The 13160-nt window shown below is 45.4% G+C and carries 14 protein-coding genes; 10 read left to right on the plus strand and 4 right to left on the minus strand.

The window, feature by feature from the left end; translation table 11 throughout:
• Window positions 1-1536 (minus strand): hypothetical protein, encoded by a 1536-nt coding sequence (locus L1D55_RS16925; RefSeq protein ID WP_239918204.1) that lies wholly within the window; start codon window positions 1534-1536, stop codon window positions 1-3.
• Window positions 1537-1575: 39 nt separating this feature from the next.
• On the opposite strand from L1D55_RS16925, the gene L1D55_RS16930 reads away from it, so the two are divergent.
• Entirely contained in the window at window positions 1576-2043 is a 468-nt protein-coding gene (locus tag L1D55_RS16930; RefSeq protein WP_004740480.1) for an EVE domain-containing protein, read from the plus strand.
• A gap of 66 nt (window positions 2044-2109) precedes the next feature.
• On the opposite strand, the gene L1D55_RS16935 is transcribed toward L1D55_RS16930, so the two are convergent.
• Together L1D55_RS16935 and L1D55_RS16940 are read right to left on the minus strand one after the other, a co-directional pair.
• Window positions 2110-2937: a Cof-type HAD-IIB family hydrolase gene (locus tag L1D55_RS16935; RefSeq protein WP_239918205.1), complete on the minus strand. Its 828-nt coding sequence runs from the start codon at window positions 2935-2937 to the stop codon at window positions 2110-2112.
• Between the two features lie 190 nt (window positions 2938-3127).
• Entirely contained in the window at window positions 3128-4108 is a 981-nt protein-coding gene (locus L1D55_RS16940; RefSeq protein ID WP_239918206.1) for an alpha/beta fold hydrolase, read from the minus strand.
• 81 nt (window positions 4109-4189) lie between these two features.
• Between L1D55_RS16940 and rhtB the strand changes: the two genes are divergently transcribed.
• From rhtB to L1D55_RS16975, 7 genes are all read left to right on the plus strand, one after another.
• The gene (gene rhtB / locus L1D55_RS16945; protein ID WP_239918207.1) at window positions 4190-4807 is read left to right on the plus strand and encodes a homoserine/homoserine lactone efflux protein; all 618 of its coding nucleotides are present in this window, start codon (window positions 4190-4192) and stop codon (window positions 4805-4807) included.
• Between the two features lie 45 nt (window positions 4808-4852).
• Entirely contained in the window at window positions 4853-6073 is a 1221-nt protein-coding gene (locus tag L1D55_RS16950) for an EAL and HDOD domain-containing protein (protein ID WP_239918208.1), read from the plus strand.
• A gap of 99 nt (window positions 6074-6172) precedes the next feature.
• Entirely contained in the window at window positions 6173-6514 is a 342-nt protein-coding gene (locus tag L1D55_RS16955; protein ID WP_004740493.1) for a metalloregulator ArsR/SmtB family transcription factor, read from the plus strand.
• A gap of 41 nt (window positions 6515-6555) precedes the next feature.
• Window positions 6556-7557, plus strand: coding sequence for an ArsJ-associated glyceraldehyde-3-phosphate dehydrogenase (locus L1D55_RS16960; protein ID WP_239918209.1), 1002 nt, complete (start codon window positions 6556-6558; stop codon window positions 7555-7557).
• A gap of 25 nt (window positions 7558-7582) precedes the next feature.
• Window positions 7583-8074: a cyclin-dependent kinase inhibitor 3 family protein gene (locus L1D55_RS16965; protein WP_239918210.1), complete on the plus strand. Its 492-nt coding sequence runs from the start codon at window positions 7583-7585 to the stop codon at window positions 8072-8074.
• A gap of 96 nt (window positions 8075-8170) precedes the next feature.
• Window positions 8171-9391, plus strand: a complete 1221-nt coding sequence (arsJ, locus tag L1D55_RS16970; protein WP_239918211.1) for an organoarsenical effux MFS transporter ArsJ — start codon at window positions 8171-8173, stop codon at window positions 9389-9391.
• Between the two features lie 153 nt (window positions 9392-9544).
• On the plus strand, window positions 9545-10558 hold the full coding sequence (locus L1D55_RS16975) for an acyltransferase (RefSeq protein ID WP_239918212.1): 1014 nt from the start codon (window positions 9545-9547) through the stop codon (window positions 10556-10558).
• A 69-nt stretch (window positions 10559-10627) separates the two neighbouring features.
• Here L1D55_RS16975 and L1D55_RS16980 read toward each other — a convergent pair whose 3' ends face one another.
• A complete protein-coding gene (locus L1D55_RS16980) occupies window positions 10628-10957 on the minus strand; it encodes a DUF2500 domain-containing protein (protein ID WP_239918213.1) in 330 nt (109 codons plus the stop codon).
• A gap of 244 nt (window positions 10958-11201) precedes the next feature.
• Here L1D55_RS16980 and L1D55_RS16985 point away from each other — a divergent pair, with 244 nt between their 5' ends.
• The gene (locus tag L1D55_RS16985; RefSeq protein WP_004740517.1) at window positions 11202-11576 is read left to right on the plus strand and encodes a hypothetical protein; all 375 of its coding nucleotides are present in this window, start codon (window positions 11202-11204) and stop codon (window positions 11574-11576) included.
• Window positions 11577-12503: 927 nt separating this feature from the next.
• On the plus strand, window positions 12504-13124 hold the full coding sequence (locus tag L1D55_RS16990) for a lysoplasmalogenase (RefSeq protein WP_239918214.1): 621 nt from the start codon (window positions 12504-12506) through the stop codon (window positions 13122-13124).
• Window positions 13125-13160: the final 36 nt, after the last annotated feature.

The raw sequence follows: 13160 nt of genomic DNA on the forward strand, positions 1-13160 counted from the left end.
TTATAGCTTAACTCCGCTTTGTACTGGTGAGATGTCGTTAGCAAACAAAACCACATCGCTGATATCAGCATCATCGGCTACCGGTGCAACACTCGGGTTGAGTGGGTAGCTGACACCCGTATATGAGAGTGCGTGTTTGGCCGCTATTGCGCCACCGCCGCTGACATTGAAGATCAGATCGTGCCAACCGTGATTTTTAGACTTACCCACACGTATATCGCCTTTTACTAGTGTGACTCGGCTATTGAAGCGCCACTTGTCTTGATGGTTCTCGAAAATCAGCAGTGTACAACCACCTGAGCCACACCAATCGAGTTGAGCGAACAACTCTTCTTTACCGTCACCGTTGAGGTCGTAGGTCAGCCAGCGGTATTTCGTATCATCAGGAGAGCTGTTGTTGATCTTAAAATATTCGCGGATCGCTTGGTCTACTTTTGGATCAAATTGATCACTGGAGTTCACTTGCGTCGCCTTTAGATCAACCTTGTTGGTTTGTGCTTGTACATTCTTTGCTTCGAATAGTACGAGACCGCCGTTGGCAATCGGGTAGACGATATTGCCGACCTTTTCTTTCTCTGCGATTAGCTTACCGTTATCGAGTGTGAAGATACGCTCGGATATCAGGTATTGCTGCTGGTGGCGAGTCATGACGACCTGAACTTGGTTTTGGTTGAGTTGCTGCCAGAAGCCTTGCTCAACAATAGAAGGATCACCGTTGCTGTAAGAGTAGGTTGTTACCGCGCTATGGTCATCGTGGAGCTCTAGGTTAATAGAGAACCCTGAGTTCTGCGTTGAGCTAGCGAAATAGGTACCACTCCAGTCCAATGTAGGATCTTGGTTTGAAACCGTAGCACAGCCCGTGTAGTTGCTTTCATTGAGGTTGAGTTTTGCTTCCCAGCCGTAGATAGAGTCACTCATGCCGTCGCTGCAGCTCTCTTTCTTCAGATTGAGCTCGCCTTGTGTTGCTTTACCTTCTAGTTGGTAATCACGACTGCTTGGCGTGGTGCGGCTTGATTCGATGTTGAGAGCCTGAGGTGCTTCGCCCATTTTGGTATAAGTCAGCTGGTCTTTATCAAAGGTGGCTGACCAGAATGGTTCATTCCCGAAGACTCGTGTTGAGCGTAGCGGTTGGTCGCAGCGTTCAGGGTTTTCTGCCGTTAAGATATTGACTTGATCAACCACGAAGCGTGCTGTGAAATCAGCGTTGTAGCCGGTTTGGCTAGGTACGGTAAGGTGGCCAATCAGTTCGCCATACAGAGCTTGATAAGGTCTGGCTGCTAACCCTTGTGCTTCTAGCGCTAGCTCAGGGGACATATCTAGCCAGTATTGTTGTTGGCTACCACAAGGGGTAAACGTGCGGCTTTCATGGCCTACCACAACTTGACCGCGCATGATGAAGGTTTGTGGTTGAACGCTCAGAGGTTCATCCAAGGTTGCTGGTGGAACTTCAGGTTGTTGCGGTGTTTCTGGAGCGGTTACACAGCCTTGTAGCGCGAATGCGGCTAGCCATGTCACTGGGTTTTTCATTACCTTCATGTTATATCTTCCTCGGAGCAACCGTTAATTGGATTTATTATGGCATATTGGTTATTTAAAACAGAACCCGACACCTTTTCTATTCAGACGCTGAGAGTACAAAAAACCTCTTGTTGGGAGGGAGTTCGTAACTATCAAGCTCGAAACATGATGCGTGATGAGGTCAAGCTTGGCGACCTAGTGATGATATACCACTCATCATGTAAAAAAGTGGGCGTAGCGGGGATCGCAAAAGTAACCAGGGAAGCCTACCCAGACCATTTTCAATTCGATCCCGAGAGTGATTACTACGACCCTAAATCTTCACCCGATAACCCGCGTTGGATAATGGTTGATGTCGAGTTTGTTCGAGTGACTGAACGCTTGATCCCGTTAGCGACTCTTAAAGCCATGCCTGAGCTATCTGAAATGCCTTTGGTGAAGCGCGGCAATCGTTTATCGATCATGCCTGTGACGGAACAAGAGTGGCAGGCGATCTTAAGCAAAGAAGTGCTAGGCTCTCGTTAGAGGAAGCTTTTAGCGTAAGGTTCAAAAAAGGCAGCCATTGGCTGCCTTTTTGTATGATGGGGTTGTTTAGAGTAGGTGTTTATCTAAGTAGTGCGCAACGGCATCATCAGCGTTACTACCAATCACTTCATTGTTTGGTAGTGCTTGCATCACTTTCTCGTGTGATGTGCCCATGATTAAGCCTTTACCTGCCATTGCCAGCATCTCAGCGTCATTCATACCATCACCAAAGGCAACACAGTTATCCAGCGTTAGGTTCAGAGACTTCGCGACAGCGTCTAAAGCATGACCTTTAGATACTTCCGCGGCCATCACTTCCAGACACCAAGGTGTTGAGAAGGCCACGTTTAACTTGTCTCCAAATGTTTCTTTTAGCTTTTGCTCGAACGTCACTAGGTGTTCGTGGTCTTGTTCTGGGTGAGTGAAGAAGACTTTGGCAATGCCGTCGCTCGGTGCATTGTCTGCTTCAAAGCGTTTGTAGCTGAAGCCTGACTCACTGTGGAACTTAGCTAGCATTTCATCTTCACGATCGAGCAACCAATCTTCATTTTGGTACATATGAATGAAGATGTTTGGATCTTGGCGAACAATATCAATAACTTGTTGAACGAGTTCTTGAGGTACGTTTTGGCTATACATTAGCTGATCATTCTGGTCGTGCACGCGAGCACCGTTTGACGTGATCATGTACGCCGGAATCCCTGCGATTTGACGAATCCCAGCTACATCGACGTGATGGCGACCCGTTGCGAAGATAAAGGTATAACCTTGCTCATGTAACTTCTTAAGCGTTAGCTTGGTAAAATCGCTCAACTGATGGTTGGGAGCCAGCAGTGTACCATCTAAATCAGAGGCAACGATTTTCACGGAATCTTTAAGTGCAGGAATAGTCATTTAACCCTCATTGCAAAGTGCTTAACCAATATCAACACTAGCCAACGCTAGTATCGTTTGAACTACAATATCTCGACCCAGAAATTGTATGCCAAAATCATGCAAGAAAAGAGGGCAAAGCTCACTTACTTCTCTTCCTCTTTATTCGCTATCTTATGGCTCGCTTCTTCTTATGCAGTTGATGTGAGTACTAAACAAAGAACTGATTAATGGCATCCAGTGTTTGATTGCGGTATTTGTCTTGCTCAAACAACACTTCATGCCTTGAGCCTTCAATAACTTTAAATTGGCAATCCGGGTTGGTTTTCTTCAGCTTATTGATGAATTTCACCTGAGCATCGTTACTCACAATCTTCTCTTCACCAGCTTGAATCAGCAATAGAGGGATCTTGATTTGACGAGTCTGTTGGATTGACTGCTTGGCTGCCATTAACCCTTGCCATACCCAGCGAGTGCTAGCACCACCGACTTGCAGTGACGGGTTCTCTTCGTAAAGTCGGCGGAACCACTGATAACGAACCTTACTTTGGCTTAGGAGGTTATTCTCGAAAGGTTTCGAGTAATAGGCCTGCTGACCTGGCGCGTAAACCGGTTTGGCGTGATACGCGGTAAGCACTTGCCCAACAATCATCGCGATAAGCTTTAAGTACCACTCGGTGTTGATACCAAACATTGGGGCGCACAAGGTGACCTTATCAAATGGGTGATCTGGATGGGTTTGTAGATAGCGTGTCGCGATAGTGCTCCCCATTGAGTGGGCTAACAGATATCGCTTGGCATACTTGCTTAGGTCAAAGCTAGCAATCATGTCAGACATATCTGATGCATAATCATCGAACTCATGAATGTGACCAATGTCAGAGTCTGCTACCATACGTTCCGACTGGCCTTGACCTTGATGGTCAAATGAATAAACGTCATAGCCTTGTTGATAAAAATCATAAAAGATTTCTTGGTATTTTTGGCAGCATTCGATACGGCCATTGGAAATCACAATGGCTTTGCTGTGCTTCTCTGAGGTGAGGCTGCACCAGTACAGTTTCTTTTTACCAGACGATGTTAAATACCCCTCTTTTCTTTGTTGCCAAAGAGCGTTGATCGGGTGTTTAATCGCATGATCGAACTGAGGTTCTTGAGTGTAAGGGAAGGCGGCTTCGCTGTGGTTTTCCATGGGAAATTACCTGAACTGATGCGTGTGAGAGCTTTATTGCTACTAATGTTGTTAGATTAAAGAACTAGTAAGGAAATGCAAATGGATACTCATGTTTGGCTTGCTTATGTTGTCACAGCGATTTTGTTTAGCTTGGCTCCGGGCTCGGGTACCGTAAATTCAATCAGCAATGGGTTAAGCTATGGCACTCGAAAGTCATTGGCATCAATCGTCGGTTTACAGCTTGGTCTTGCGTTTCACATTATGCTGGTGGGTGCGGGTATTGGCGCGCTCGTTGCTAAGTCTGCGTTGGCGTTCACCATCATTAAATGGGTTGGTGTGGTTTACTTGGTTTGGTTAGGTATTCAAAAGTGGCGTGATAGCTCGAGCTTGGTGGCATCTGAAGAGAGCTCGACTCTGTCGAGTGGCAAACTGCTGAGAAACGCTGTGCTTATCAACCTAACTAACCCGAAATCCATCGTGTTTTTGGTGGCTCTGTTTCCTCAATTTATTGACCCTACACAACCTCAAGCACCGCAGTTATTCGTGCTAGGTGTGACGACAGTATTCATTGATAGCGTGGTTATGTTGGGTTACACCTCATTAGCGTCACAAATGGGACGTTTTATTCGCTCTGATCGCATAATGGGTAAGATAAATAAAATATTTGGTGGTATGTTCATGGGCTGCGGTGCTTTGCTAGCTGCCGCGAAAGCTTAGATTAAGCGACTGAGTTATAGTTAAACCAATCAGAGTTATCAAGAAATGACCGCTACATACGTTGCTCGACAACCTATCTTAAATCGCAAGAGGAATACACTCGGCTATGAGTTGTTATTTCGCGATGGAGAAAAGAATGCGTACCCAGCGCATATTGAGTCTAATCGAGCAACGTATCGTCTGATTGTTGAGAACTTCTTGTCTGTGGGTCTTAACCCTTCCATTCCATCCTCACGCTGTTTTATCAACTTCCCTTATCAAAGTTTGATTCGTCGACTGCCCTTAAGTTTGCCGAAAGATAAGGTGGTGGTAGAGATTCTGGAAACCTGTAAACCGACAGATGAATTGTTGGAAGCGGTTAAAGACCTTTACCAAGCGGGTTATATGATCGCCTTAGATGATTTTACTTCGACCCCAGAATGGGAACGTTTCCTTAAATACACGCATATCGTAAAGCTCGATATCATGCAGATGGGTTTGGATGAAGCGTGTGATTTAGTTAGGGCGCATCAAGGGAAGAAGTTTAGCTTTTTGGCGGAGCGTGTTGAGACCGAGCAAGAATTCCAGCAAGCCAAAGAGGCTGGTTTTAAGTTTTTTCAAGGCTATTTCTTCAATAAGCCGGAAATCATCAAGAGTAAATACATTAGCCCTGAGCAAGTGATTGCTATGGAGCTGTTCCAAGAAGTGTGTAAGCCCGATGTGGATTTTCAACGGGTCGAAAGCATTGTTGCGAAAGATGTGGCGCTCTCATACAAGCTGTTGCGGTTTGTGAATACTATGTCGCCGCGCCTTGAAGTGACCATCTCTTCTTTTCGTCAGGCTTTGGTGTATCTAGGGCAAGAGAAACTGAAAATGTTTGTCTCGTTAGCCGTAGCCTCTTATGTCTCTGATAAAAAGCCGAAAGAGCTGTATGGACTGTCCCTACAGCGTGCCCAGTTTTGTCAGCGTATGTCTCGCTATCAGGCATTTGAAGGGTATAGAGAGCAGGCCTTTATGATTGGCTTATTCTCTTTGTTAGATGCGCTGTTGGACTTGTCGTTAGAGAACTTAGTCGAGCAGTTGCCTCTGTGTAAAAGTATCAAGGTTGCTCTATTACGTAGGGAAGGCCCTTACGGTACTTTGCTTGCTCTTGAGGAGAGCTTTGAGCATGCGGATTGGCAGCAGATTGATGAGCACTGCGCTGATTTAGGGCTTAGCGTGGATCAGGTGAAAACTGAACTCATAGAAGCGCGTCGCTGGAGTCACACCGTGACCAACAAGCTGTAGTGTTGCTTTATTAAACTTTTATGACATTTAAAACGCACGCCTTGACGTGCGTTTTTTTATAGCTAATATATGCGCATATCCATATATGAGTATGTAGTTATGCTTCCTCACCAATTTTTTAAATTACTGTCTGACGAAACGCGAGTGCGTTGCTTAATGTTGATTGTGCGCCAAGAGTGCCTTTCAGTTGGTGAGTTGACTCAGGCATTACAAGAAAGTCAGCCAAAGGTATCACGCCACCTTGCGCAGTTGCGTTCAAACGGCATTTTGACTGACGTTCGCCAAGGGCAATGGGTGTTCTATCGCCTTGCCAATGATTTACCAGGTTGGATGCTAAAGTTAATTGATGACCTTATCGCATCGAACTGTTTGAAAACTGAATACCAACAAGATATTGAGCGCCTAGAAGCGATGACTTCACGCCCTCAATGTTGCGTTTAATAGAATATTTTTAGATTCACCACTAACTGAGAAACATTAAAATGACAGTCAAAGTAGGTATTAATGGTTTTGGCCGTATCGGCCGTCTAGCACTTCGCGCAGCTTTCGATTGGGAAGAGCTAGAGTTTGTACAGATTAACGATGTAGCTGGCGATACAGCAACGCTTGCACACCTTCTAGAGTTCGATTCAGTTCAAGGTCGTTGGAACCATGAAGTAATAACTGAAGGCGACGAGATGATCATCAATGGTCAACGTATCAAAACCACTAAAGAGCGTGACATCGACGCGATCGATTGGTCTGGTTGTGATGTGGTTATCGAAGCGACAGGTGTTCACCGTAAGACATCTTTCCTAAACAAATACCTAGAGCAGGGCGTGAAGCGTGTTGTGGTTTCTGCGCCTGTTAAAGAAGAAGGCATCGCAAACATCGTTGTTGGTGTTAACGACAACATCTTCGACCCAGCAGTACATAAGATCGTGACTGCAGCGTCTTGTACCACTAACTGCATCGCTCCAGTGGTTAAGGTAATCAACGAGAAGCTAGGTATCGAGAACGCGTCATTCACAACGATTCACGATCTAACCAACACGCAGACTATCCTAGATGCGCCACACAAAGACTTACGTCGTGCACGTGCATGTGGCATGAGCTTAATCCCTACCACGACAGGTTCTGCTAAGGCGATTGTTGAGATCTTCCCTGAGCTAGAAAACCGCATCAACGGCCACGCGGTTCGTGTACCACTTGCGAACGCGTCTCTGACTGACATCATCTTCGAAGTGAAGCAAGACACGACGGCAGAAGAAGTGAACGCGATGCTGAAAGAAGCATCTGCGAACGAGCTAAAAGGCATCCTTGGCTTTGAAGAACGCCCACTTGTGTCTATCGACTACAAAGGCGACCAACGCTCTACAATCGTAGATGCACTCTCTACCATGCTGGTTGGTAAGCGTATGGTTAAGATCTACGCTTGGTACGACAATGAAATGGGTTACGCGACACGTACCGCAGAGTTAGTACGTACTGTCGGCTTAGCATAAACCTGAGCACTTAGGAGACAACACTATGACACATCCAACATGGCAACTAGACCTTGAGCAAGGCGCTCTGATTCTGACTCCATGCCCAGGTACTAAAGAGGCTGATCTTGATGCATCTCTGGCACAACTGAAAGAGCAGGGCGTTAAAGCTATCGTGACTGCGCTAGATGATGCAGAGCTTGCAAGCAAAGACGTGGCAGCACTTGGCGAGAAAACACGTGCGCTAGGCATGCAGTGGTTTCAAATCGAAATCGAAGACGATTGTGCTCCAGGTGCTGACTTTGCGGCGAAATGGTCTGCAGTAAGCCCAGAGCTACACAAAATCGTTGATAGTGGCGCTAAGGTAGCAATGCACTGCATGGGCGGCTCAGGTCGTACCGGTTTATTTGCGGCTCATCTGCTTTTAGAAAAAGGCTGGGACCTCGACAAGATCGTTCAAGAAGTTCAAGCACTGCGTCCAGGTGCTTTCACTAAACCTATCCAGGTTGAGTACATCAATGGCGTAGCGAATAGCTAATAGTCATCGGTGTTAGACAAGGAGCTTTTGGTATCTGGAGTGTTAAGCTTATCGTGATCCAAAAGCTCTTTTTGTTTTGATTGCAGAGATAGCATTATGTTTTCAAATCTAAGTAAGAGCGTTCGCCAATACATGTTGGTGACTTTCAACTACTGGAACTTCACCATTACTGATGGTGCACTTCGTATGCTGGTGGTCCTGTATTTCTACGACCTTGGTTACAGCTCGTTAGAGATCGCCTCACTGTTCCTCTTCTATGAATTCTTTGGCGTGGTGACGAACCTAATCGGTGGTTGGTTGGGGGCGCGTCTTGGCCTCAATAAGACCATGAACATTGGCCTCGGGATGCAAGTCTTCGCCTTGGGGATGCTCGCCTTGCCATCGGCCATGTTGACGATTCCTTGGGTAATGGCGGCGCAGGCGCTGTCAGGTATTGCTAAAGATCTTAATAAGATGAGTGCCAAGAGTTCAATCAAGACATTGGTGCCGGATGAGCAGCAAGGTGCTTTGTATAAGTGGATTGCGATTCTGACTGGGTCTAAGAATGCGCTCAAGGGGGCAGGCTTCTTTATTGGTGGTTTGCTGCTTTCAACAATTGGCTTCCAATACGCAGTGCTTGCGATGGCTGCTGTGTTGACCTTGGTCTTCATTGGCAGCGTGCTGAGCTTAGAAGCGGACATGGGTAAGGCGAAGACCAAGCCTAAGTTCAAACAGATCTTCTCTAAATCTGAATCCATCAACATCTTGTCTGCGGCGCGTATGTTCCTGTTTGGTGCTCGTGACGTGTGGTTTGTGATTGCTCTGCCAATCTATCTGGGCAGCGTATTTGGTTGGGACCACTCATGGGTGGGTGGCTTCCTAGCGGCTTGGACCATCGCTTACGGCTTCGTACAGGGCATTGCACCTAAGATTACGGGTAAGGCGCAAGGCAAGGTTCCAGATGGTCACGCAGCGTTATTATGGGCGGGTGCTCTGGCTGTCGTTACTGGCGGTATCGCTTATGCAGTACAGATAGGTTGGCAACCAGAGTTAGTGATCATTGGTGGTTTGATGGTGTTTGGTGCCATCTTCGCGGTGAACTCATCGCTTCACTCATACCTGATTGTGAGTTATGCGAAAGGCGATGGGGTATCGCTTGATGTTGGCTTCTACTACATGGCGAATGCAATGGGTCGCTTGATTGGCACAATCTTGTCAGGCTTAGTATTCCAAATGGGCGGCTTGTCTGCGTGTTTGTGGGTATCGTTCGCATTCTTAGCAATCACGACGGTGATCTCTCTGCGTTTACCTAAGGTGCCGCAAACATCTGCCGCATAGGCCTCATTCGTAAGGGCGAAAGTTGCAACAGCTCATTCGTATAAGATTAATTCGCGATATGCTTCTCCTTTAACAATAAGCTGACTTGGTATTTATTCCGGTCAGCTTTTTTATTGCTATAGTAGAATGATTGAATATTAATCAGGCATTTACATGAAGCAGCGAATTCTCTTTTTTGATTTAGCACGATGTGTCGCGGCCGTAGCGGTTATCGCGATTCATGTTTTGGCGCCTTATCGCAACGAACTAGGAACGATTCCTTTCGGCGAATGGTTAACAGCAATCACCGTCAATGGCTTCAGCCGCTGGGCGGTGCCTGTCTTTATATTGATAACCGGCGCCTTGATGCTAAGCGATCAGCGCCCATTTGATGCTAAGTACTACCTCAAGCGACGCCTAGGTAAGGTATTGATACCTTTCATCGTCTGGTCGCTTTTCTATACCTACCTATCTGGTTGGTCTGCGATGGGTTTTGATGCCGATGTCAGTTGGGATGTGCTGCTTAATAGCTATCACCACTACACCTACTATCACTTAGGTTTCTTCTACTACTTCATTCCACTCTATTTTGTGATTCCGTTCTTACAGATCATGGTGAGAAAGTATGGTGATAAGGCAGTTTATAGCTTCACTGCGGTGTGGTTGTTTACCTCGTTATTGTTCTTACTCAGAATCGATGGTCCTTGGAGCCATGAGCTGTGGCTTTACACTGGCTACTTGCCACTGGGTTATCTGCTGTACAAGAAAGTCCCACTCAACAAGTTTACCGTTAGCGTGAGTACTGGGCTCGGCGTGTTGGCACTGTTGACCACCGTTTATATGGTGGTTGATGCGAGCTTAGGCGCAGAAGAATACACGGTTGGTCGTTGGTTTTCTTACAAAACGCTGAATACTGTATTAGCTGCGAGCATGGTGTTCATGTTGTGTCGCTACTTTGGAGAAGGATTGTCAGATAAAGGCAATCAAGTGGTTGGCTTCATCAGTAAACACAGTTTGGGTATCTACTTACTGCATCCAATCTTTTTATGGCCAATGAAAGAGTTTGGTTGGTACCAAGGTCACCCAGCTTGGGTTATTCCATTATGGATAGTGATCAGCGGAGCAGGTGCACTGTGGATGAGCTGGATAGTTTCTAAGTCAGAAAAGACACGTTGGCTATTGCCTTAGCGATACGCCAAGGCATTGCGATATTGGTTTATTGTGGAATGTCGATGAGGAAGGGTTGAAGCGCTAGGGTTAGCGCTTCAATGCAAAGTGTAAGAACTTATCACCTTGGTAAGTTAAGGTCCCTTTGTCACCCGGGTTAAGAGCGTGGAAGTAGTGAATGCCGACTTGGAACTCACGTTTCGGACCAACCACACCGCGTTGAACGTAAATCCAATACTCTTGGTCTTCTTGGCCTGGCTCTGCATCAGGAAGGTCGATAGATTGTTTATCTAATACCGTGACGTTCACTTTCTTTTCTGGTGCGTTCTCGCCTTGCATATGCTTTCGATAAAAAACAAGAAATCCCCAGGCCGCGAGACCTGCGAGTGCAAAGATGGCAAAAAAGAGTGAGTTAGGCATATAACCTCCATGTAGTCGTAATGGTTATTCTAGTCTTTCGGGCAATAGGGATATGTGTTTAAAGCCGCTATTCGTGAACTGCTGTAAGCAAAGCTGATTATTTTTCGGCAGATATCACATTTAATGGCCAGTTTGGGATAAAGCACTGTTATTTATTGTCTCTTTCTCTCGTAAATAGCAGTGATTTCGTATAAGAATAAGGAAATGCTCGACTAGAATTATAGTGTGGAGTGGGAGGGCCAAGATGACCGATATTGAAAAAGTGGTGACAAGAACTCGCAATATAGAGAAATTATTGAGACTTCAATATCACGCTGAAGGCGAAGGATTGCATGAGCTCGTAACAAGCTGTGAAGAAAGGCTACCGCACGATATGGTAAGCAAGCTGCGTTATATCGCGACGTGTCGTAATAAAGTAGTGAACGAACATGATGCCAAGTTGGAAGATCAACATAAGTTCATCATGATGTGTAACGACTGCGAGAAGGAACTGACTCCACGTAGTGGTCGTTTTATCTGGCGAGTTGCGATTTTGCTGATGATGGCAATGACTTTGGCTGCCGCGGGTTTCTACTATGCGAACTGGGATGTGTTAACGCTACATCTGTTTTCGAAGTGAAAAAATTGAACAAAAAAAGGGACGCTCATGGCGTCCCTTTTTTTATCTGTAACTTGCTTAGTACATCATCGGTAGTGTCATTAGACCAACAACTACCGCGATCATTACAAGTCCTTGTCTTTGCGAAGATGAAATCATAACACTACTCCTAAATTTGGTTGTCTCTCGCTATGTTTTAAAGAATAGCACTACTTATAGCTTTAGATCAAGAATTACTTTCGAAAGCCCCAAAAGTAGTAGAAAAGTATTGGTATATGGCTTTTTTTGGAGTGTTTAAGTGTGGTTTTCGGTGTGTTCTTATTTTGTTCGTTGTGATTTATGTTTGTTCTAGGTTGGTTTAAGGTATTGTTTTGTAATGGGTGTTTTGTGTAATTTATATTGTTAATGGTTGTTAAATTGTATTAATGGGGCTTGGTGCTTTGTGGGTGGGAGTTTGGTGGTTTTTAAGGTTTTTGCTTTGGTTTTTGTTGTGGTTTTTACATGGGGCTTTAAAAAAACTGACAAAACTCGCCATTTGGAAAGTAACTTCCCCACTTTACAAGTCTAGGTTGGAATGACGTTTTTATTTTCCAGTTAATCTATATTTTTTATACCTAAGTGTCTGTTAATAAATGATTTGTCTGTGAATTATTTTACTTTTTAAAGTCGATAATGGGCGTTTTTTAGGGGCGAAGAAGGAAATCTTAAGAGAATAACTAGGTGAAAATGGGATCTGGCTTCTCTAAGCGAAGTTTAAGAGGGTTTTATAATGATTTGCTGCAGTTTTAAACGAATCACCATTCTCGAATCGTTAATTGCGACGACTTCAATCTAAAGGTGTTCTTTTTAGTGGAAGCGTAATCAAGATCCAATTTTGAGGGGCTGAGGCTTTACATCAATATTCGTGTGCCTAGACTGGCGACGATTTAAAGCAATAGGGCAAGTGGTATGTGGAGTTGGTTAGCGGTTTCCTTATCTGGTATCGGAGCAGTAGCAGGAACGAAACAAGGACATATCGGTCAGGCCTTATCGTATAAGGTATTTACCTTTGTATTATTAGCAATCATTGCTTTAACTCAGTCTGTTGTTGCTGACTATACGTATTGGGTCGTTGCTGGCCTGGCGATCTCGGCGATCGCAGATGTATTTCACACCCTCACTCAAAAACGTCCCCTATATTTTGTTTGCTTTCTGCTAGCTCAACTCTGTTATAGCAAAGCCTTTTGGTTGCAGTTGTCTGGAGAAATGGTCTGGTGGTTGTTCGCCTTACTCTTAGCTGCTTGTGTGGTGGCTTTCTTCTTGCTGCTACCACGTTTAGATAAACTTGTTTTTCCTGTTGTGATTATGGGGATTGTGCTTATTCAGTTAACTTGGGCTTCTGGTGAGGTTTGGTTGCTTGACCCTAAGTTATCGCACGCCATTGGATTTGCAGGTTGTAGCGTATTGCTGCTCTCGGCACTGGCGTATGCACTTAACTGTTACCGCAGCCCGATCAAAAGTGCTTACTTTTGGGTAACGGGCAGCTACTTTCTCGCCCATGCGCTTATCGTCGCCTCTCTGACCATTTAGGGTAGAGCGTCTCCAAGCCTGAGCTATATCAAGGCA

Origin of the sequence: Vibrio sp. Isolate22, from assembly GCF_022398115.1 — a bacterium.
In the GTDB taxonomy this organism is placed as follows: Bacteria; Pseudomonadota; Gammaproteobacteria; order Enterobacterales; family Vibrionaceae; genus Vibrio.

Bases quoted from the DNA above. Each gene is read 5' to 3' on its own strand.
- L1D55_RS16925 (WP_239918204.1), bottom strand. From the start codon at position 1,536: ATGAAGGTAATGAAAAACCCAGTGACATGGCTAGCCGCATTCGCGCTA.
- L1D55_RS16930 (WP_004740480.1), top strand. From the start codon at position 1,576: ATGGCATATTGGTTATTTAAAACAGAACCCGACACCTTTTCTATTCAG.
- L1D55_RS16935 (WP_239918205.1), bottom strand. From the start codon at position 2,937: ATGACTATTCCTGCACTTAAAGATTCCGTGAAAATCGTTGCCTCTGAT.
- L1D55_RS16940 (WP_239918206.1), bottom strand. From the start codon at position 4,108: ATGGAAAACCACAGCGAAGCCGCCTTCCCTTACACTCAAGAACCTCAG.
- rhtB (WP_239918207.1), top strand. From the start codon at position 4,190: ATGGATACTCATGTTTGGCTTGCTTATGTTGTCACAGCGATTTTGTTT.
- L1D55_RS16950 (WP_239918208.1), top strand. From the start codon at position 4,853: ATGACCGCTACATACGTTGCTCGACAACCTATCTTAAATCGCAAGAGG.
- L1D55_RS16955 (WP_004740493.1), top strand. From the start codon at position 6,173: ATGCTTCCTCACCAATTTTTTAAATTACTGTCTGACGAAACGCGAGTG.
- L1D55_RS16960 (WP_239918209.1), top strand. From the start codon at position 6,556: ATGACAGTCAAAGTAGGTATTAATGGTTTTGGCCGTATCGGCCGTCTA.
- L1D55_RS16965 (WP_239918210.1), top strand. From the start codon at position 7,583: ATGACACATCCAACATGGCAACTAGACCTTGAGCAAGGCGCTCTGATT.
- arsJ (WP_239918211.1), top strand. From the start codon at position 8,171: ATGTTTTCAAATCTAAGTAAGAGCGTTCGCCAATACATGTTGGTGACT.
- L1D55_RS16975 (WP_239918212.1), top strand. From the start codon at position 9,545: ATGAAGCAGCGAATTCTCTTTTTTGATTTAGCACGATGTGTCGCGGCC.
- L1D55_RS16980 (WP_239918213.1), bottom strand. From the start codon at position 10,957: ATGCCTAACTCACTCTTTTTTGCCATCTTTGCACTCGCAGGTCTCGCG.
- L1D55_RS16985 (WP_004740517.1), top strand. From the start codon at position 11,202: ATGACCGATATTGAAAAAGTGGTGACAAGAACTCGCAATATAGAGAAA.
- L1D55_RS16990 (WP_239918214.1), top strand. From the start codon at position 12,504: ATGTGGAGTTGGTTAGCGGTTTCCTTATCTGGTATCGGAGCAGTAGCA.